This window comes from Bacteroidota bacterium, from assembly GCA_020402865.1.
Classification (GTDB): domain Bacteria; phylum Bacteroidota; class Bacteroidia; order Palsa-965; family Palsa-965.
Genome location: JADBYT010000015.1, coordinates 264,184 through 284,613, shown reverse-complemented (window position 1 = coordinate 284,613; position 20,430 = coordinate 264,184). Strand labels below are relative to the sequence as shown.

The 20,430-nt window shown below is 45.3% G+C and carries 15 protein-coding genes; 7 read left to right on the top strand and 8 right to left on the bottom strand.

Annotated elements, in window-relative coordinates:
- Positions 1–88: 88 nt before the first annotated feature.
- Positions 89–1,102 carry a tRNA (adenosine(37)-N6)-threonylcarbamoyltransferase complex transferase subunit TsaD gene (tsaD, locus tag IM638_12205; protein ID MCA6363793.1) on the top strand — a complete coding sequence of 338 codons (1,014 nt, stop codon included), beginning with the start codon at positions 89–91 and terminating at the stop codon, positions 1,100–1,102.
- Entirely contained in the window at positions 1,099–1,899 is an 801-nt protein-coding gene (locus IM638_12200) for a CPBP family intramembrane metalloprotease (protein MCA6363792.1), read from the top strand. The genes tsaD and IM638_12200 overlap by 4 nt, the downstream gene beginning before the upstream one ends.
- 26 nt (positions 1,900–1,925) lie before the next feature.
- Here IM638_12200 and IM638_12195 read toward each other — a convergent pair whose 3' ends face one another.
- A complete protein-coding gene (locus tag IM638_12195; protein ID MCA6363791.1) occupies positions 1,926–3,716 on the bottom strand; it encodes an arginine--tRNA ligase in 1,791 nt (596 codons plus the stop codon).
- A gap of 43 nt (positions 3,717–3,759) precedes the next feature.
- On the bottom strand, positions 3,760–4,716 hold the full coding sequence (rocF, locus tag IM638_12190; protein ID MCA6363790.1) for an arginase: 957 nt from the start codon (positions 4,714–4,716) through the stop codon (positions 3,760–3,762).
- A gap of 102 nt (positions 4,717–4,818) precedes the next feature.
- Between rocF and IM638_12185 the strand changes: the two genes are divergently transcribed.
- Positions 4,819–6,216 carry an arginine decarboxylase gene (locus tag IM638_12185; protein MCA6363789.1) on the top strand — a complete coding sequence of 466 codons (1,398 nt, stop codon included), beginning with the start codon at positions 4,819–4,821 and terminating at the stop codon, positions 6,214–6,216.
- Positions 6,217–6,270: 54 nt separating this feature from the next.
- Here the strand turns inward: IM638_12185 and IM638_12180 are convergent, their stop codons facing one another.
- Complete coding sequence (locus IM638_12180; protein ID MCA6363788.1) at positions 6,271–6,822, bottom strand: hypothetical protein; 552 nt, start codon at positions 6,820–6,822, stop codon at positions 6,271–6,273.
- A gap of 131 nt (positions 6,823–6,953) precedes the next feature.
- Between IM638_12180 and IM638_12175 the strand changes: the two genes are divergently transcribed.
- Positions 6,954–7,640, top strand: coding sequence for a DUF4412 domain-containing protein (locus IM638_12175; GenBank protein ID MCA6363787.1), 687 nt, complete (start codon positions 6,954–6,956; stop codon positions 7,638–7,640).
- 185 nt (positions 7,641–7,825) lie between these two features.
- Here IM638_12175 and IM638_12170 read toward each other — a convergent pair whose 3' ends face one another.
- Positions 7,826–8,794: a hypothetical protein gene (locus IM638_12170; GenBank protein MCA6363786.1), complete on the bottom strand. Its 969-nt coding sequence runs from the start codon at positions 8,792–8,794 to the stop codon at positions 7,826–7,828.
- A gap of 197 nt (positions 8,795–8,991) precedes the next feature.
- On the opposite strand from IM638_12170, the gene IM638_12165 reads away from it, so the two are divergent.
- Positions 8,992–12,186, top strand: a complete 3,195-nt coding sequence (locus IM638_12165; GenBank protein MCA6363785.1) for a M1 family metallopeptidase — start codon at positions 8,992–8,994, stop codon at positions 12,184–12,186.
- A gap of 69 nt (positions 12,187–12,255) precedes the next feature.
- Here IM638_12165 and IM638_12160 read toward each other — a convergent pair whose 3' ends face one another.
- The gene (locus tag IM638_12160) at positions 12,256–13,506 is read right to left on the bottom strand and encodes a T9SS type A sorting domain-containing protein (GenBank protein MCA6363784.1); all 1,251 of its coding nucleotides are present in this window, start codon (positions 13,504–13,506) and stop codon (positions 12,256–12,258) included.
- Positions 13,507–13,577: 71 nt separating this feature from the next.
- Positions 13,578–14,903 carry a glycosyltransferase family 4 protein gene (locus IM638_12155; protein ID MCA6363783.1) on the bottom strand — a complete coding sequence of 442 codons (1,326 nt, stop codon included), beginning with the start codon at positions 14,901–14,903 and terminating at the stop codon, positions 13,578–13,580.
- Positions 14,904–14,961: 58 nt separating this feature from the next.
- Between IM638_12155 and IM638_12150 the strand changes: the two genes are divergently transcribed.
- Positions 14,962–15,900: a DNRLRE domain-containing protein gene (locus tag IM638_12150; GenBank protein ID MCA6363782.1), complete on the top strand. Its 939-nt coding sequence runs from the start codon at positions 14,962–14,964 to the stop codon at positions 15,898–15,900.
- Between the two features lie 35 nt (positions 15,901–15,935).
- Here the strand turns inward: IM638_12150 and IM638_12145 are convergent, their stop codons facing one another.
- Entirely contained in the window at positions 15,936–17,390 is a 1,455-nt protein-coding gene (locus tag IM638_12145; GenBank protein MCA6363781.1) for a lipopolysaccharide biosynthesis protein, read from the bottom strand.
- A gap of 94 nt (positions 17,391–17,484) precedes the next feature.
- Here IM638_12145 and IM638_12140 point away from each other — a divergent pair, with 94 nt between their 5' ends.
- A complete protein-coding gene (locus tag IM638_12140; GenBank protein ID MCA6363780.1) occupies positions 17,485–19,785 on the top strand; it encodes a PKD domain-containing protein in 2,301 nt (766 codons plus the stop codon).
- Positions 19,786–19,787: 2 nt separating this feature from the next.
- Here the strand turns inward: IM638_12140 and IM638_12135 are convergent, their stop codons facing one another.
- Positions 19,788–20,423, bottom strand: coding sequence for a NeuD/PglB/VioB family sugar acetyltransferase (locus IM638_12135; protein ID MCA6363779.1), 636 nt, complete (start codon positions 20,421–20,423; stop codon positions 19,788–19,790).
- Positions 20,424–20,430 lie beyond the last annotated feature (7 nt).

The following is a 20,430-nucleotide window of genomic DNA, read 5'->3' as shown; positions in this document are numbered from 1 at the left end:
GCCCCTCACGCACAGCAATAAGAACGCCAGAAATGGCGATAATTACTGCAATCTGGGATTTTTTTTGCAAAAATAACATATTACTACCATGCCGCTTATTCTGGGAATCGAATCCTCGTGCGATGAAACCGCTGCCGCCGTGCTGCGCAATGGCTACCTGCTGGCAAATGTGGTGGCCGGACAGGAGGTACACAGGCAATGGGGCGGCGTAATTCCCGAACTGGCCTCGCGCGCACACCAGCAACAGGTGGTGCCCGTAGTACACGAAGCTCTGCGTTTGGCCGGTGTACTGCCACACGAGCTCGACGGTATTGCCTACACGCAGGGACCAGGCCTGCTGGGCGCTTTGCTGGTAGGTGGTTCGTTTGCCAAAGCATTTTCGCTGGCATTGCAAAAACCGCTGCTGGCCGTAAACCACATGCAGGGACATATTCTGGCGCATTTTGTGCGCGATGAACACGAGCGCCCCGTACCCGAATTTCCGTTCCTCTGCCTCACCGTGTCGGGCGGACATACACAGCTTGTGCGCGTGGACGATGCCCGCACCTTCGTGCTCATTGGCGAAACCATTGACGATGCGGCCGGCGAGGCTTTTGACAAATGCGCCAAAATTCTCGGGCTGCCCTATCCCGGCGGCCCCCTCATTGATAAATACGCCGCACAGGGCAATCCGAAAGCGTTTACTTTTCCGCAGGCGCAGGTGCCCGGACTGCGTTTCAGTTTCAGCGGACTCAAAACCGCCGTGCTTTACTTTGTGCGCGATCACAGCGCCGGCGATGCCGGTTTTGTGGAGCGTAACCTGCCCGACATTTGCGCCTCCATTCAATACACCATTGTGAGTACGCTGATGAAGCGGGTAAAAATGGCCGTAAAGGAAACCGGCATTACCCGTGTGGCGCTGGCCGGCGGCGTTTCGGCAAACAGCGGTTTGCGCAGCGCATTGCAGCAAACCGGCCTGCAGGAAGGCTGGCAAACCTACATTCCGCCCTTTGCCTACTGCACCGATAATGCGGCCATGATTGCCATGGCCGGCCATTTCCAGCTGCTGGCCGGCGAAACTGCCGGTCAGAATACACCTCCCTTACCCCGTTTCAGCCTGTGATCAAGTCTCTTTTCAGCAGCACCTTCCAGTCCGCCGAAGCCGATGCACTGGCCGAAAGGCTCAATCCAACCGCAGGCACACGCCGCCGGACATGGGTAGTAATGGTGTGGACAGCCACTGCGCTTACGCTCATCAACTACGCCGCAAGCACAACCGGCTTTGCCTCTTTTCTGGGCTTGTGCGGCTTTAAGGAATGGCAACGGCGCTTTACGGAATGGGCACTTTACCACGATGCGGCGCAGTTGCATCAGCTCATCTGGTGGGCATTGGTAAGCATTACCAACTACATGGTTGTTCCATTGCTGCTCATCCGCTTCGTGCTGCGCGAACCGATTGGCGACTACGGTCTTCACACCAAAGCCGCCTTTCAGGGCTGGCCGTTGTATGCGTTAATGCTGGTGGTAATGCTTCCGCTGGTGGCTTATTTCTCAGGAACTACCGCGTTTCAGCAGAAATATCCCTTTTACCAGCCCGATCCGGATGAGCCGCTTTGGCCGCGTTTCTGGATATGGGAAGCGTTTTACTTTGCGCAGTTTGTGGCGCTGGAGTTCTTTTTCCGCGGGTTTATGACGCTGGGACTGCGCAAACAGTTTGGCTACTTCAGCATACTGGTCATGATGGTGCCTTACTGCATGATTCATTTCCGCAAGCCCATGCCCGAAACCTTTGGCGCCATAGCGGCCGGCATTGTGCTGGGTACATTAAGCCTGAAAAGCCGGTCGATCTGGCTGGGCGTGCTTATTCATTACAGCGTAGCCATAAGCATGGATATGTTTGCGCTCTGGCGCAGGCCGTAAAGTGGTTTTCTGGCAATGCGGCACTGTTACATCTGCTCCGGCGCTTCAATGCCAAGCAAGGCAAGCGATGCTTTTACCGTGCGGGCTACAGTGCCTGAAAGCTGCAAACGGAATGCTTTTAATGCGTCCGAATCGGCTTTCATTACCGGGCAGGCATCGTAAAACTGGTTGTAGGTTTTGGCCAGGTCGTAGGCATATTGTGCCACTACTGCCGGACTGTATGCAGTGGCCGCTTCGTGCACCGTGGCAGGGAACTGATGCAGGTGCTTGATCAGGGCCTTTTCTTTTTCGTGAAGCTGCAACGGGGCTGTGGCCTGCGGTAAAGCACCGGCCACACCGGCTTTGCGCAGCATGGAACGGATACGGGCATAGGTATATTGAATAAAAGGCCCGGTGTTGCCCTGAAGGTCAATACTTTCCTGCGGATTGAAGAGCATTTTCTTCTTCGGATCCACTTTGAGAATGAAATATTTGAGCGCGGCCATGCCTACCTGATGGTACAGCGTTTCTTTGGCTTCACTGCTCATTTCGGCAATCAGGCCGCGTTCTTCGGCAAGCAGCTGCGCGCTTTTTTCCATGAACTGGATGAGGTCGTCGGCATCCACCACCGTGCCCTCGCGCGATTTCATTTTGCCATCGGGCAGCTCCACCATGCCGTAGGAAAGGTGGTAAAGGCCGTCGGCCCAGCTATAGCCGAGTTTGGAAAGTGCCAGTTTGAGCACTTTGAAATGATACTCCTGCTCGTTGCCTACTACGTAAACTAATTTTTCAAACGGAAATTCATTGTGGCGCTCGGCTGCGGTTCCTAAATCCTGTGTCATGTAAACCGAAGTACCATCGCTGCGCAACAGCACTTTCTGGTCGAGCCCGTCGGCTGTAAGGTCGATGATTACGGCGCCATCCGGGCGTTTCTGCAAAACACCTTTGTTCAGGCCGTCTTCCACTATGCTTTTGCCAAGCAGATAGGTGTTTGATTCGTAGTAAATCTTATCAAACGAAACGCCCAGCTTTTTATAGGTTGTACCAAAACCATCGTACACCCAGCCGTTCATCATTTTCCAAAGTGAAATCACTTCTTCATCGCCGGCTTCCCATTTGCGCAGCATTTCCTGAATATCGCGCATGGACTGCACGGTTTTCTCAGCTTCTTCCTGCGCTTGTCCGGCGGCTACGGCCTGTTTTACTTCTTCTTTAAACAGCCGGTCGAACTCCACGTAGTATTTACCAACAAGGTGATCGCCTTTCATGCCGCTGCTTTGGGGTGTTTCGCCGTTGCCTAATTTCTGCCAGGCATACATGCTTTTGCAAATGTGGATGCCCCGGTCGTTTACCAGATTAACCATTACCACCCGGTAGCCGGCGGCTTTCAGTATTTCACTTACCGAAAAGCCCAGCAGGTTGTTGCGCACGTGACCGAGGTGCAAAGGCTTGTTGGTGTTGGGCGAACTGTATTCGACCATCACCATCGGGCTGGACTCATTTACCGGCTTGCGGCCAAATTCAGATTCTTCAGCCAGGCTGACATACTCACGGCTCCAGAATTCATCGGCAATAACCAGATTGAGGAAGCCCTTTACCACATTGAAGCGGGTTACTTCGGGCAGTTTGGCCTGCAGGTGTTCGCCAATGAGCTGGGCAGTTTGCTCGGGACCTTTGCCGGCCAGCTTTACATAGGGAAATACCACAAGGGTTACATCGCCTTCAAAAGCCGGATTGGTGCGCTGAAAGGTAACCGACGCGGGTGTAATTTCGGCTGAAAACAGTTCGGCCACGGCGGCGGCTACAGGAGCCCGGAGCAAATCTTCGGTAGTTAACATAGGTATGTAATGGGTAATTCGGTAAATGCGGGTGCAAATGTAATCAGGTAAACTGACCAATTACCTTTTGCAGAATCTCAAATGTATTTTCTGCCATGAGATTCTCTTTATCAAGGGTGGGATTTACTTCGGTTACTTCAAGGCAAACTACTTTCTCGTTCTGTACAAGGCGCACAAGCAGTGACCCCGCTTCTTTCTCGGTGATGCCGTTGGGTACAGGTGTACCTGTTCCGCGTGAGATGCTGGAGTCCATACTATCCACATCAAAAGAGATATAGATATGTGTGCATGCCTTGAGATAAGCGAGTGTATCACGTGCAATGCGCTCAACGCCGTTCAGACGAATATCTTCCGTGGTAAAGTGTTTAATCTTCTTACTACGCATGAGAGCCGTTTCTTCCGGTTCCACATCACGCACGCCAATGTACACGAGATCCTCATAGCGGATATTGGGTCCGTTGCCGCCAATGCTTTTGAGTTTATTCCAGAGTTCTGTGGTTTCCTTATCCACTTTATTTATCTGGTTGCTCTTGTTGTCTTCCCCCAAAGCAACGGCAAGTGGCATACCGTGCATATTGCCCGAAGGCGTGGTGTAGGGCGAATGAAGATCGGCGTGCGCATCAATCCAGATAACACCGATGCGGGTGTTTTTGGGGGGAAGCGCCAAACGTACACCAGCAATTGTTCCGCCCGCCGTGCTGTGATCGCCGGCAAGTACAATAGGAAAGAAATTGCCTTTTATGGCTTTGGCCACTTCGCCCGAAAGACGTTCGTAAATAGCGATGAGTCCTTTGATACGACGGGCAAAGATGCTTCCCGGAGGGCTGAACAGCTGGTGATTCTCGTTTTTTACCTCAACCGATTCGTGCTCGTTGAAAATATTGCTCACCATATCCAGCGCAGCAATTTTAATTGCATCGGGGCCAAGACTGGCTCCCCGGGTTCCGGCACCAATTTCGGACTTAATCTCGATGAACTTAACTTTTTTAACTGATCTCATATTTTGATAATTAATTTGACATTGACTCATCCGGGTTACTTACATTTGCACCCGAACCAGTAATCCAACTCACTTACTTTACATTCAGTTTACCTGAAACAAATGGAAAACACCTATCAAAACCTGATTGAACAAACGTTCAACTTTCCGCAGGAAGGGTTTCATGTAACAGATAACGAGCTGTACTTCAACGACATTCCATTGATGGATATCATCAAGAAATACGGAACTCCGTTAAAGATTACCTACCTTCCCAAGATAGGGCAACAGATTCAAAAGGCCAAACGCCTCTTCAATGTAGCTATGGCGAAGGTAGATTACAAAGGTAACTATACCTATTGTTACTGCACCAAAAGCTCGCATTTTTCATTTGTACTCGACGAAGTGCTCAAAAACGATGTACACATCGAAACTTCGTCAACATACGATATTTATATCATCCGCCAGCTTATTAAAGAGGGCAAGATTGATAAAAACAAGTTCATTGTAAGTAACGGCTATAAGCGCGATGAGTATCTGCGCCTGATAACCGATCTTTCTAACGACGGCTACAATACCATTCCGATTCTCGATCATAAATCGGAAATTGACTATTACGCAAAGCATGTAAAAGCACCCAAACAAAAAGTGGGCATCCGCATTGCGTCGGAAGAAGAACCGAACTTTCAGTTCTACACCTCACGCCTGGGCATACGGCATGTGGATATTGTGGATTTCTATAAAGAGAAAATTGCCACCAACCCGAAGTTTGAACTGAAGATGCTGCACTTCTTCATCAACACCGGAATAAAAGATACCATCTATTACTGGACCGAACTGGCCAAATGCCTCAAGGTGTATCTTGATCTCAAGCGCATCTGCCCCACACTCGACTCGCTCAATATTGGCGGGGGCATGCCTATTAAAAACTCACTGAGTTTTGAATATGACTATGAATACATGATTGAAGAAATTATCAGTCAGATCAAAAACTACTGCGAGAACAATGAGATTGCCGAGCCCAATATTTTCACCGAATTTGGCTCGTTTACGGTGAGCGAAAGCGGTGCGGCGCTTTACTCGATAATTGACCAGAAGCTGCAAAACGACCGTGAGCTCTGGTACATGATTGACAGTTCGTTTATTACCACCCTGCCCGATACCTGGGGAATTAACCAGCGTTTCATTCTGCTGGCCATAAACAACTGGGAACGCGAATATCAGCCGGTGAACTTAGGCGGCATTACGTGCGACAGTATGGATTATTACAATACAGAAGCGCACGCCAACAATGTGTTTCTGCCCAAAGTAGATCCGAAGGAAAAAGGCACACAGTACATCGGCTTCTTCCACACGGGTGCTTATCAGGAGTCGCTGGGCGGCTATGGTGGTATTCAGCACTGCCTTATTCCTGCGCCCAAGCATGTACTCATTGACCGCGACGAAGATGGCGAAATTGTGACCCGCCTCTTTGCCAAAGAACAAAGCTACAAGTCGATGCTGAAGACTTTGGGCTATTAATTAGCGGTTTACCAATACGCTTACGCCTGCTTTTTCGCAAGAAAGGCAGGCGTTTTACTTACTTGCCAGTGCATTGAGTTGCGCCACTCGCCCGGCCGCATCCATTTCTGCCAGCTGAGTCACCAATTGCGCTATTTCCGGTGCTGGCCTGGAAAGATTGCTGATTGCAGCAAACAGATAATCGGTATCCGGATAAGCCATCAATCCGGTTTTCGAAATCATCCACTGCCGGCGTTTTTCAAGAAAACGGGTAGTGGCAATAGCCTGCATGGCTGTTTTCTCTACACGCAAAGCCAGTAGTTTTTGATTTTGAAATTGAATCACTTCAATTGCCCGTATCGTTTCCCAACCTATTTCTGAGGCGGAGGAAGTGGCGGAAGTGATACCTGTTTCGGTGAGGGTTAAAACGGGCTTTTTGCGGAGTAATTGAAAAATGCTGTACAGAAAAATAAGGCCAAATAAAACGGGCAGTATAAGGAGGTAGGGTGATAAATCGGGCTTAGTGAACTGTGTATAAAGTTGTATTGCAGTAATCAGCCCCGTAATAAGGGCAAGCCTGCCGAAAATTCGTGTGGAAAGATGATATATAATCTTAACTGAGGGCATAGTATATTTTACTGTCAGTTACCTGTAAAAGCTGGTCTGACGCAATTTGCGGGATATTGTGTATGCAGACTTGCAAGATAAAAATTAATCGTTACCTTGCTGCAACAAAACATACTGACCGACCCATCCGAATGTACGCCCGTTTCTCTTCACACCTGCTTTGCATTTTCGCACTGATGATGCTTGCTTTTATGTGGGGCTGTGAAGAAAAAACAACCACTTCGCAAATTGCAGAGGGAATAATTGAGTACAAAGCCACACCGGTAAACCCGAAATCATCCCTCTCAATGATGTTTCCGGATAAAATGACGGTGAAGTTCCGCAACGATTATACGCTTGCCGAACTGGATGCAGGTGTGGGCGCCATGCACATTGCATTTTTATCCGATCCGAATAAAAAAACCTTCACCAATATGGTGAGCTTTCTTGATAAAAAAGCAGCTGTGCTTGATTCTTCTGAAATACGTACCCGCAACTATTACCTGCCCGATTATTCGGTTTCCGAAACCAAAGAGACGAAAAAAATTGCCGGTTACAATTGCCAGAAAGCCATTCTGAAATTTGCCGACAAAAGCCCCGATATGGAAGTGTGGTACACCCGTGAACTTCAGGTAAACAAACCGAACTGGACAAATGCATTCTATAAAATTGACGGTGTTTTGATGGATTACCGCCTGCGCAAGTTTGGTCTTGAGCTGCATTTTACTGCAAACAGTGTGATGCCTGCCAAAATTGACTCAGCGGTATTTACCGTTCCTGCCGAATATAAAATGATTTCGGAAGATGAACTGGATCAGAGTCTGCAGGGATTTTTCTAGACCGGATATTCATCCCTCAGCGTGCTTTTTATAATTATTACACGATTAGAAAAATATCGAGAATGTATTTGAGCTATTACCAAACATAAACTGTATTGCCTTAATACATTATTTTCATGAATTTAATATTATAATTTTCAATTTATTGCTCAAGAAATAATCCCAATCAAATTTCAGGACTACAATTACAAACTTTTATTATTACCATCTATTTGTTTTGCTAGTTGGTATCTTTCATGGTATTTAATTACATATTTATGAAAATATTTATCAATAAACTCATTTAGATTATTTTTCCAATTTGACCATTCAATCCAGAAAAATATTCCAAACGCTAATAAGCTCAAAAGTATTTGTAAAAAAACAAAGACTTCACCATAAGCTAAATTCATAAATAATCCGATAATACATACAGATAACGCTCCGAAAACTATACTTGGAAATGGATTAAATTCTAGTAACAATTCAATAGTATTGGGAATATATGTTGGTACACGCGTATCATGATTAAAAAAACAAATGTACTTCCAAAATGTTTTTCCCTCGGAGGCTATCCAAAATGCAGAGATATTATTTCCGTGACGTAACCTGATACCCGTATTTTGTAAATCAACAGCATGCTCCAGACCTTCTGAATCAAGTATCATAAATCGTTCGCTTTCATTTATATTATTCGATACACTAACATAGTTATTACTTACAAATACTGTTTGTTCAGTGCTTACCATATTCGAAGATTGAGTGACAACCCCTGTGTAAGAAAAAATCCTGTATCGAGTCTTGCCTGATAAAATCAATTGAGGATCATTTGAATCCATTGTGATTTTTTTTCTCGATTGACGAAAAATGAGTATAAATGACGAAACACCTAATACACTCAGTAATAAATATATATTAAAAATTTTTTTTTGCTTTTTCTCTCTTCTAATTATTCTTTGTTCTTCAGTTTCAAAACCCCAGAAATTATCAAAATCCCACATTTGAGGAACAAAAATTTGTTTTGAATTAACTAAATACACTTGCCTGTACAATTCAAAATCTGACTTAATTTGAATATATTTATAATTGTTATTTATTTCTCTTGCTAAAAATTGGTTATTTATCTCAACATCAGACAAATAAATGAGAAAGTAAAGTATATGTATCAGCATCATAGTTCAGTTTTTTTACAAAATTAAGTCCCCTCTACTACATTAAATCATCAAATTCGATGATTCTTTGCTCAATAGTTCTATTGATAAACAACTTCATCAACGGTTAAATCTGCTGATGAACGTCATTGAAAATACCCTCTCTTTCTCCCCAAATCCCTTATCTTTACCGCATACCACTTCACGAAAAGAAACTGCGTATGCTTCAGCGAATTTTCGCCGCGTTGTTGTTGCTCATCACAACCACCGCCTCAGCTCAGTATGCTGATATCCCCTACCGTTCACGTTCCAATCCGAACTACTGGAAAAACCGTGCACCTTATCCGGGCTACTGGCAACAGGATGTGCACTACCGCATCAAAGCCGTAATTGATGATGCCACAGATATTATCAATGCTTCGCAGGAGCTGACCTACTGGAACAACTCGCCCGATACGCTCGCGTTTGTCTATTTTCATCTTTACCAAAACGCTTTTCAGCCCGGTTCGTACACAGACGATTTACACCGTAACAACGATTTTCCGGTGCGCTATGGCAACTATGAAAAGCAAGGACTTGGCACCACAGTAAACAATATTAAAGTGGATGGACAGGATGTGCGTGTGGAACTCGACAACACCATTCTGAAAGTATGGCTGCCCAAGCCGCTTCGCCCGGGCTTTGCCGTGCGCTTTACGATGGATTTCAAAACCTACTTCGACAATGGCGGCAACATCCGCCGGCGGATGAAAATGTATAAGGAATTTGGCTACAAGCATTACGACGGTGTGCACTGGTATCCGCGCATTTCGGTGTACGACCGCAAAGCCGGCTGGGATACTGATCAGCATTTAACGCGTGAGTTTTACGGCGATTTCGGTGTGTATGATGTGGAACTTACTTTCCCCAATCATTACGTGATGGATGCCACCGGCGAACTGGTGAACGAGCAGGAAGTGCTTCCGGCTGATCTGCGCCAGAAACTTGATATTTCAAACTTTGCCAGAAAGCCCTGGGGTACGCAGCCTTCAACCGTTATTGCCAGCGACGGCAGCAGCAAAACGTGGAAGTTCCATGCCGAAAATGTACACGATTTTGCATGGACGGCTGATCCCTCGTACCGCATTGGTGAAGTGAAGTGGAACGGCATACGCTGCATTGCACTGGCGCAGGAACAACATTGTTCGGGCTGGCAGGATGCGGCAGCTTTTACGGCCAAAGTAATTGAAACCTATTCGACCGACTTTGGCATGTATGCCTACCCGAAAATGATTGTGGCCGATGCGCGCGACGGCATGGAATATCCCATGCTTACGCTCGACGGTGGCCGCGCTCCTGATTACTACGACCTCATTGCACACGAAGTAGGCCACAACTGGTTTTTCGGCATGGTGGGCAGCAACGAAACTTACCGCGCCATGCTCGACGAAGGCTTTACGCAATTCCTCACGGCCTGGTCGTACCGAAAAATAAAAGGCGATGTGCGCCTGCAATATCCCTACCGCTCGAAATACGCCGAGCGTTTCCGCGAACCCGACATGGTAATGGAAAGCGAATGCATGCTGCCCTACACCATTGATGCCGTGCGCGGCGAAGAAGCTGTACTCGAAACACACTCCGATCATTTTGGCGGTGCGTTGCGTCATGGAGGCGGATACAGGCAGGTGTATATGAAAACAGCCACCATGCTCTACAACCTGCAGTATGTGCTGGGCGATGAACTTTTCCTCAAGTCGATACAGCATTACTTCAATCAGTGGAAGTTTGCGCACCCGTATGTGGAAGACTTCCGTAACTCGGTAATTCAATACACCCATGTGGATCTCAACTGGTTTTTCGATCAGTGGCTCAATACTTCGCAAACCATAGACTATGGGGTGGAAGGAATAAAACGCGGCGACTCGGCCAGTACTTACCTCATTACATTTAAACGCTATGGCATGCAAATGCCCATCGACTTTACGGTGCGCTCAAACGAAGGGCGGGAGTACAACTATCACATTCCGAACACCTGGTTTGTGAAACAAACAACCGCCACGGTGCTGCCGCGCTGGATTGGCTGGGACAATATCCAGAAAACCTATCAGGCCGAGGTGGTTATTCCTTCGGGCATTGCCGAAGTGATGATTGACACCACGCACCGCATGGCCGATGTGAATATGCTCAACAACAGTTCGAAACTGCCTGTTGATTTACGCTTCGATTCGAAGATTTACAACCAGCCCTCACGCATGGCCTATGCACTGCGCGCCAGGCCCGATTTCTGGTACAATGGTTTTGATGGTGTGAAAGCCGGATTCTATCTCGGCGGCGATTATCTGGCCACGAAACACATGTTCGATCTCTGGTTCCACTACAATACGGGTATTGGTCAGAGTCAGTTGCCCGAAGGTGCGGAGTTTAATCTGTATGATCAGTTCTCGGTACAGTTCAACTACCGGACACCTCTCCAAAAGCTGGTAAAGAATTCGTCGTTCTTCTTTAGTGGTCGTCATCTCGACGGGCTGAACTATGTAAACACCGGTCTCGAAGTACAGAGCCGCAACCTGAAGCACAAGTTTACCGTGGCCTTTAAAATGATGCAGCGGGCCGACTCGTCGGATCTCAACTACCTCATTTACCGGAATGAATGGACGCCCGACCGTTTCAATAATTCGGTAAACCTTGGCTACGAGCACCCTTACAATTACAAACGCGGCAACGGTGTAATTCAGCTTAACCTCCGCTCTACCGCGCTTGGCAGCGATTACGACTATCAGTATGCGCAACTCAATGTGGTGAATAAAAACGATCTCGGCAAGATCAACATCAATACCCGTTTGTTTGCACAGGCCGGAACCGGTTTAAAATGGGCGTCTGAATCCATGCTGTATCTGGCCGGCGCTAATCCCGAGCAGATGATGGACAGCAAATATACCCGCAGCATGGGCTTTTTCCCGGTTACCTGGGCCGAATACGGCGATGACATCAACCATTTCCATGCCGGCGGCGGGCTCGGACTTCGCGGCTATGCAGGTTACGTGGTGCCGCAGTTCGACTGGTACGGCGATTTGCGCCGTGTGTACAAAGGCACCACAGGTGCGGCGTTTAATATGGAACTTGAGTTTCAGGAACTCTTCGGCTTCATTGGCCGGGCCATGCCGCGTGTAAGAAGCGTGCTGGGCATGCAAAGCTATCTGTTCGGAGATATAGGCGCAATCAACTTCAACACCGGCGATGAGCCGCTGGCCATGTCTGATTTCCGTGCCGATGCAGGTGTGGGCTTTGCACTTACCATTAAGCGTTTCCCGCCGCTGCAAACCGTGAAACCACTTACACTCCGCGTTGATTTCCCGCTCTTCCTCAACCGCACACCGTTTGTAGCACCTGATTACCTCCAGCTTCGCTGGGTGGTGGGTGTGAGCCGCGCGTTTTAATATTCACAGACACACAAACAAAAGTGCCGCATCCCGAAAAAGATGCGGCACTTTTGTTTGTGCAATTGTTTACTGAATAATTATTTGCTGCGTACCCGAATATTTATCGTCCATTAAACGCAAGGTGTACATGCCCGAAGAAAGATCGCCGATGAAAATTTGTTTCCGGATATTTCCCGGCAATAGTTCCCACATTTCGGCTTTTACCAACTGCCCGGCGGCATTGAAAAGCTGCATTTGCATTTGAGAATTATGCTCCAGTACAAAATCAACCGTTACATGCTCGGCTGCAGGATTGGGAAACGCAAGAAACGAAAGTGAAAGTGTTTGCTGAGTTTCTTCCACACTCTTGGGATTGAGAAACATGGTGGCAATCCCTTCGGTAATTGTGGCTACCCAGATTCTGTTGTTGCTGTAATGCACACTCCACACAGAATCGCTTGGCAGGTTGGAATTGTTATCGTTCCAAATTGTAAATGTGTTGTTGCTTAAACGGGCAACTCCGCCCCAGCCGGTACCAAGCCAGCAAGCGCCGGCATCGTCAAACACAATGGCACGTATATAATTGGAAGGCAGAGCAGAGTTGGCAACTGTATAATTTGCCGTAAAATTGTTGCTAACCGGATCAAACACTGAAATTCCTCCAAAAGTTCCGCACCAGATTTTTCCATCGGAGGCTATACACAAAGCATATACATCATCATTTACAATCGGGGAGTTCCATGTTGCCCATTGTGTCATGGTTCCGTTTACCGGATTAAATCGTCCGAGTCCGCCACCGGCAAGCCCCATCCATATCATACCGGAAGCATCAATTACAATATTATGAACACGATCAAAGTTTACCTGCAACTGACTTTGTACGGAGTATGAATTAAATGTGCTTCCGTTATATTGTATCAATCCGCCAGAGCGCGAACCCATCCACAAATTACCTGCGGCATCTTTTTCAATATCATATACCGTGTTATCGCTTATCGTGGAGTTTGAGGTATTGAATGTTTGCCAGCTTGTACCATTAAACAGACCTGTGCCGCCGGTATTTGTGCCAATCCATACGTTGCTGCCATCTATAAATGATACAAGCACTGTATTGTAAGGAATTGCCGAGTTAGACTGGTCCCAGGCAATCCAGTTTGTGCCGTCGAATTTATTCAAGCCATTATACTGCCCCGAAACCCACACATCATTGTTGGCATCGGTATTTACAAACCAGCACGAATTATCGTTAAGTCCAGAATTTGCAATCGTGTAAGTTTGCCATTGAGCCGAAACGAGAGTGGGCAAAAGAAATGCTGAGGCGGCGAAAATGTTTTTCATTGGGGTTGTTTTGAGGTAAGTTACGATTATTATGGCAAGCCGATGTTCTTATCCGGCAAAAACAATAACCACTAAAGTGATTCCAGCAGCCGGGCCATTTTCCCGGTAAGTTCACGCCGTGAATACTGTTGCACTAACGGCGAAATTTGATGCGGTGTGTGGCCTGATTTGTATTGCTGAAAAAGCTGAAGAATATGTTGGGTAAGATTTTCGGTCTGGCCGAAGCCGGAAATAAAACCGCAACCTGTTTCCGCAATAATAGCTGCGGCATCACCATCTTCGGGTCCAATAGCAAGTACCGGATTTCCGGTTGCCATGTACTCGAAAAATTTACCGGTGATAATTCCTTTGGCGTTTTTGGTGCGGTTAATCAGCAGCAGCAACACCCGGCTTTCTTTTTGCACGCGCCCCACTTCGCTGAGCGGTACGTAATCTATTTTGCGAAGATATTTTGTGAGGCCGGCCTGCTCAATGGCTTCCATAACTTGAAAATCAACCTTGCCCACGAGTTTTATTTCGAGGTGGGTGGCAAAAGCTTCATTTTCTTTTACCAGCATCGAAAGCACATTCCAGAGTTCGTGCGGATTGCGCGAGCGGTTGAGTGTGCCGATGTGGGCAATGGAAAATTTTTCATCGGGCGTATAACCCGACGTGAAAACGGCATCAGGATCAAAACCGTTGGGAATTACTTCTAGCCGGTTGGATGTATGAGCCTGAGCCAGTATTTCGCCAAACTCATCGCTCATCGTTTTCCCCACACTCACCACCGCATTGGCTGTTTGGAGCACTTTACGTTCGAGGCGGTGATGTTTTGCATCGGCCCACGACGAGAGTTTGAGTTCTTCGTAGAAATCAATATTGGTCCACGGGTCGCGGAAATCGGCCACCCATTTCAGGTGCGGCATTTTCTTTTTCAGTCCGAGCGCAATGAGATGCATACTGTGCGGAGGCCCGGTAGAAACTATGGCATCCACCTTATTCTCGCTAAGCCATTGCGCAAGAAATTTCACCGAAGGCCTGATCCAGAACCGGCGCGCATCGGGAATAAAGAAATTGCCTCTCACCCACACGGCAAGGCTTTCGGCCTTACCGGGCTGCTTTTTGTCTGACACAAAACCTGCGCCTATGCCTTCTTCTTTTTTGCGGCCCACCAGTTTTTTATAGGCATCGTAAGGCTCCCAGATGGGCGTTTTAAGCATCTGAATATCTGCAGGCACATCAGCCAGCAGCGATTCGTCGCGGGCGGGCATTTCGGGGTTTTCGGGGGTATATACGATAGGTTCCCAGCCAAAATCGCGGAAGTACTTTACAAACTTCAGCCAGCGTTGTACGCCGGCGCCACCGGCGGGGGGCCAGTAGTAGGTGATTACGAGTACTTTTTTCCTTGGGGTGAGCACGAGGGCAAAGGTAAGAGAATTGAAGAATGTTATAATTTCATATCACCAAACTAACCTCATGAAACAAGCATATGTTTTCTTCGCCCTCTTTGCTTCGGCGGGTCTTTTCTCTCAGAACGATACATTGTGCCAGCAGCCGGATGCATCAACCGCACAGGATGCATCACTCGGCTATCACGATTTTTTTAATACCTCAGCAAACAATTATGGCTCGGATATATACCTCAAGGCCTTTTGCTTACCGGGAGCCAGCGGCGGGCAAAATACCAATCGCGGTTTGCTTTTCTTTGACCTCAGTACAATTCCTGCAAATGCACAGGTATTATCGGCCGGGCTATCACTATACGCTACAGGATTTATCAATACTTTACTTCCCGGCCACTTGGGCAATAACCTGGCTTACATCGAACAGGTTACATCGCCATGGAACGAATTTTCAGTAACCTGGAACAACCAGCCTGCAACCACAACTACAAACCGGGGCACGCTGCTGCCAAGCACAAGTTCTACACAGGACTATACTGTAAACCTCACGGTTATGGTGCAGGGCATGGTAAACAATCCTGCTACCAACATGGGTTTCATGCTCAGACTAGACACTGAAAACCCGAATACGCCAGCAGCACTTGCCTTTTATTCGAGCGATAATACCATTCCTTCCAAATTCCCTGCACTATGTGTAATATGGAAAGGCAGCGAACTTTCATCGGGCGAAACACATGAAACAGTTGTTTATGCCACCTCACCTGAACCTCAGTATGTATTGGCTTACCCAAACCCGGCAGTAAAGGGTGGCGAAATTGTGCTTGAACACGAATTGCTGAAAGGCGACGTGAGTTTAACCATTACCGATGCCCATGGCCGGATTGTAAGGCAGGAAAAAACAGCGCAGGCAAATGGAAAAATTATTTTACCGGTAAACAATCTTGCCTGCGGCTTTTACTTTGTACAATTGGTGGCCGATAACCGGCATTTGCGTTCAAAGTTTGTTGTGTAGTAATTTAATCAGTAGTTACAACTGTTCTGTCGGATTTACCTTCCCAGCATTTTTTTTACTATACGGATTTCTCCAATTTCTTTCCTGAAAAAGAAAACAAAAACCAGACTCAGCAGCACGCATTGCAGTAGTGTTTGCCCGTAACTGGTATAACCCATAGCATAAAACGCCAAACTAATTGCTGATGCAGTGAGCGGGAATAATAATTGATGAGAAACAGAGAAGCGCACATTGGTTAATCGCCGTCCGAAAATCCAAAACACAACGCTGGAAAATAACTTGGCTAAAACAAACGAAATTACGGTTCCGGTTAATCCCATTAAGGCTGTAAGTAAAACAGAAACGAATATCTGCAATAGCGATGCAATGGCAAGGTTAACAGGAAGCCAGTATGTTTTTTTGCTGAATACAATAGGAGCATAATAGAAATGAAATACAATACGCCACAAGAACGATACACCAAGCACAGGTAAAAACCAAAGCGAGTTAATGTAATTTACTTTATGAATAAATACCGGAGCGAGTATTGGCACAACCAACAGCGTAAAAATTATTGCCGCAAAAACCCCGCCTGTCATTCCATTAAAGTAGAGATTAACAAGACGATTAAGTTCTTTTTCAGGTGTAGTGTCAGACTTCTTAAACAGCTCAAAAATTTTCGGATAAACCACATTAACCAATCCCGCAAGAATAAATTCTATTCCCATTGTACACTTCACTGCAAAATCGAAGATGCCCACACTTTCCGTATCGAGGTAATGTTTTATGATAAACCTGTCGATATACGACGAAACCCATGAAAACGCAAAATAAAGCAGCAGTGGCCAAACAAAAAGCAAAACCGCTTTTGATTCACTAACCTTAAATCCTGCCCCAATATTTCGGGCAAAATAGATAAGCGCAAGCAGCAGAATAATTAATCCCGAATAAAAACGCCCCTGCATTGGCCCTTGAATACTGTCGCCATAAAGGTAAATTCCCAACAGTGAAATACTGATTGTGGCAATAAAGTTTATTGAATTTACAACTACATACTCCGAGGTCCGTCCACGGTAAATCAGGAAATTGGTGTATTGCTTAAACATTGCATTCCCGAAGGCCGTAACAATACACATACCGAGCCACGGTGTTAACTGCAAATCATTACGTGTCAAAAAGTCTTTACCAATACTCAGGCTCCAGCTATACGTTAATATTGTAAGCAAAACAGCAAAAGCTACGCCCCAGATAAGATTGGTTGAAAGAATAAGTTTTTGCAAAACTGGCTTATCGGTATAGAGGTAATAATCAACAGCGGTTTTATGCTCGGTGGCAAAAAGAATTATTCCCTGAAAAAACAGGGTAATGGCAATATAGAGCGTGAGTAAACCAAAATTAGCTTCGTTGAGTACGGCAATGTAGAAGGGGAGCAGTATTAACCCCGACACCAATGGCAGCGAGCCAACTATGGTATAGATAAGTGTTGAGGACAGGAACTTGCTGGAGATCATCTTTACTTACAAAGATCAGTATTTTTATTAACACAGTGTGCTTATTAGCAATTGATTATTATTTATTTTTGTATTTAGCAAATGCATTAACCCAATGCGAAAAACTGTCCTAACCTCACTATTCTCGTTTCTCATTTTACAGGTGTTTTGTCAAACATTTTACAGAACATACGGGAATACCTCAACAAATGAAAGCGGGCTTTGCACCATTAAATCACCTGATGGAAATTTCTTTATCGGTGGATATAAAGATGACAGTGCAATGATTGTTAAACTTGATCCTTTGGGAAATATCCTCTGGACAAAATGTGTTAAGCCTACAGTCGGAAATAATATTATTCATGACATTTCAATTAGCCCCGATGGTTTTTTAATTGGTGTAGGTAATGGCTTTAATTCTTTAACAAGTGTTCCCAGAGATGGATTTGTGTTTAAGATGGATCTTGCAGGAACTTCGTTATGGCTAAGTATTGTTAACGACAACCGCGATATCTTCTTCGATAACATTATCCCTGTAAGTTCGACCAATTATATAATTTATGGTTCAGTCTATGAAACGTCATCTTTTAGCTGGCCTGACGTAATTTCAGTCAATGTAGATGCCTCAAATGGAAGTATAATTTCCACATCTCCTCGTTATGATTATGTCCCGAGTAATTCATTTATAGATGATTGTTATTCATCAACGATGAATTCATCCGGCACAGCAATTTATTCTACAGGACGGATATACGTCAATGGCTCATCTCCAAGTTCAATGCGGCCATTCATCAGTCGGTTCGGAACAAATGGTCAACATCAATGGTCGAAATACTTATTGTTTAATTCCTCTCAAAGTGCCCGAATATATGGCATCGATATAATCTTCGAAAATAATTCTCTCACCATTGCATATTTCGGTGATGTGAGCGGAGCAAGTTCGAATTTTACAGTTGGACTTATTCATACAGATACATTGGGTAATGTATTATGGTCAAAAAACTATAATTTGCTTGCAACCAGTGCAGAGATAAGTTCAAACCTTTTAGTGACACCTAACGGTTATGTTATCACCGGCTATCAGCTTTCCGGGGGGAATGATTTATTCATGCTAAGCACGGATTTTCAAGGAAACATGCTTTGGACTAAATCTTATGGAACTCCTGCCAGTACTGAAAATCTTAGATATACACATTTGGCTTGCTCATACGTGGATGCTGGACTAATTTATTTCACCGCTCAATCTGTACAGGGTACAAATACAGACATGCTTTTTATGTGTACAGACTTATCGGGAAATATTCAGTGCATTAATCCGGGTAATTTAACACTAACAACCACAATTAATCCGACCTTATCATTAAGCACAACTGTTAGTTCAGTTCAAAACTCGCTCAGCTACCTGTACCCAAATTCACAATCCAGCTTACAGATATTAAACGACAATTGCAGTTCGATTAATGTAAATCTGGGAGCGGACACTTCCCTTTGCAACGGCAGTTTTACCTTGAATGCAACAACATCTGGTAATGCTCAGTACTTATGGCAAAATGGCAGTACAAATTCTACCTTTCAGGTAACACAACCTGGTCAATATTGGGTTCAGGTAACAGTGAATTGCTGTGTGGTTAGTGATACTATAAACATTTCCGGAGGAAATACTCCTTTGGCTGCTTTTGATTTCACATTTGACACATGCAGTTCTGAATACAGTTTCTTTAATAATTCATTGAATGCAACCAACTATTTATGGGATTTTGGCGACGGGAACACATCAACATCGGCGTCACCGGAAAATACATATAATTCAACAAACACATACACCATTACACTAACGGCCAGCAATTCTTGTGGCAGCGATTCCGTTCAACAAATCATTCAAACTACCGGGTATTCAATTAATGCGCTATTTTCCAGCTCATCAATACTTCTTCCAAATAATCAAACTCAATATACTTTTACCGACCAATCATCAGGGAATATATCCGGGTGGTTGTGGGATTTCGGAGATAACAATTACAGTACCCTGGGTTCGCCCCAACATACCTATCAACAACCCGGAACTTATACAGTTACTTTAGTGGTAACAAATGAAGCAGGGTGCAGCGATACTATAAGTACTCTGATTATAATTGAATCTGAAGTTTCATTTTATGTCCCAAATTCGTTTACTCCAAATGGTGATGGATTAAATGATACGTTCAATGGTGTTGGAGTGGGAATAGTAAATTACAAAATGTTGATTTTCGACCGTTGGGGCGAACTTATTTTTGAAACACATTCATTGACAAACTCATGGGATGGAACATACAAAGGTAAAATTGTTCAACAAGATGTATATACTTATAAGATAGAACTAACAGACAATAAATATAATAATAGAAACTTCTACGGTAGAATTACTGTTATTCGATAAACTTATTTGCTAAGCTTACTTACAGGAGTACCTATATAAGTACCTGCTTCCAATATATTCTTAACCACCGTTCCTCCCATACCCACAACAACGTCGGAACAAATGGTTATACCTTGTTTAATTGACGCATTGGTACCAATATAGATGTTGTCGCCAAACTTACAATTACCACTGATATTTACACCAGGAGCGGTAGTAAAATAATCGCCAATTATACAATCATGCCCCACTGTTGTATGCAGATTAAAATGGGCATGGTCTCCAACCTTAATATTGCATGTTAATATTACACCGGCAGTAACTACTGCTCCCTTTCCCAGCTCTACCCATTCAGAAATTACTGCTGAAGGGTGAATAACTGATCGGAATGTGGTTTGCGGCGGCAGACTATTAACTACTTTTTTTCTCACTTTAGGATCACCAACTCCAACAACAACATCATATACTGATGGATCAAAATCAGATTGATGAATTACGGGGAATCCCAATATGTGGGTTTCTGAATAATATTCATCACTTTCCATAAAACACACTAGCTCGTATCGCTTATCTGATTTAATAGAAATTGAATCAAGGTAACAGCAAAGAGTTTCGCGTGCAAATCCTCCGGTACCGGCAATACAAAGTTTTTTACTCATACTGTAA

Bases quoted from the DNA above. Each gene is read 5' to 3' on its own strand.
- IM638_12140 (MCA6363780.1), top strand. From the start codon at position 17,485: ATGCGAAAAACTGTCCTAACCTCACTATTCTCGTTTCTCATTTTACAG.
- IM638_12160 (MCA6363784.1), bottom strand. From the start codon at position 13,506: ATGAAAAACATTTTCGCCGCCTCAGCATTTCTTTTGCCCACTCTCGTT.
- IM638_12185 (MCA6363789.1), top strand. From the start codon at position 4,819: ATGGAAAACACCTATCAAAACCTGATTGAACAAACGTTCAACTTTCCG.
- IM638_12150 (MCA6363782.1), top strand. From the start codon at position 14,962: ATGAAACAAGCATATGTTTTCTTCGCCCTCTTTGCTTCGGCGGGTCTT.
- tsaD (MCA6363793.1), top strand. From the start codon at position 89: ATGCCGCTTATTCTGGGAATCGAATCCTCGTGCGATGAAACCGCTGCC.
- IM638_12135 (MCA6363779.1), bottom strand. From the start codon at position 20,423: ATGAGTAAAAAACTTTGTATTGCCGGTACCGGAGGATTTGCACGCGAA.
- rocF (MCA6363790.1), bottom strand. From the start codon at position 4,716: ATGAGATCAGTTAAAAAAGTTAAGTTCATCGAGATTAAGTCCGAAATT.
- IM638_12170 (MCA6363786.1), bottom strand. From the start codon at position 8,794: ATGATGCTGATACATATACTTTACTTTCTCATTTATTTGTCTGATGTT.
- IM638_12195 (MCA6363791.1), bottom strand. From the start codon at position 3,716: ATGTTAACTACCGAAGATTTGCTCCGGGCTCCTGTAGCCGCCGCCGTG.
- IM638_12180 (MCA6363788.1), bottom strand. From the start codon at position 6,822: ATGCCCTCAGTTAAGATTATATATCATCTTTCCACACGAATTTTCGGC.
- IM638_12165 (MCA6363785.1), top strand. From the start codon at position 8,992: ATGCTTCAGCGAATTTTCGCCGCGTTGTTGTTGCTCATCACAACCACC.
- IM638_12175 (MCA6363787.1), top strand. From the start codon at position 6,954: ATGTACGCCCGTTTCTCTTCACACCTGCTTTGCATTTTCGCACTGATG.
- IM638_12145 (MCA6363781.1), bottom strand. From the start codon at position 17,390: ATGATCTCCAGCAAGTTCCTGTCCTCAACACTTATCTATACCATAGTT.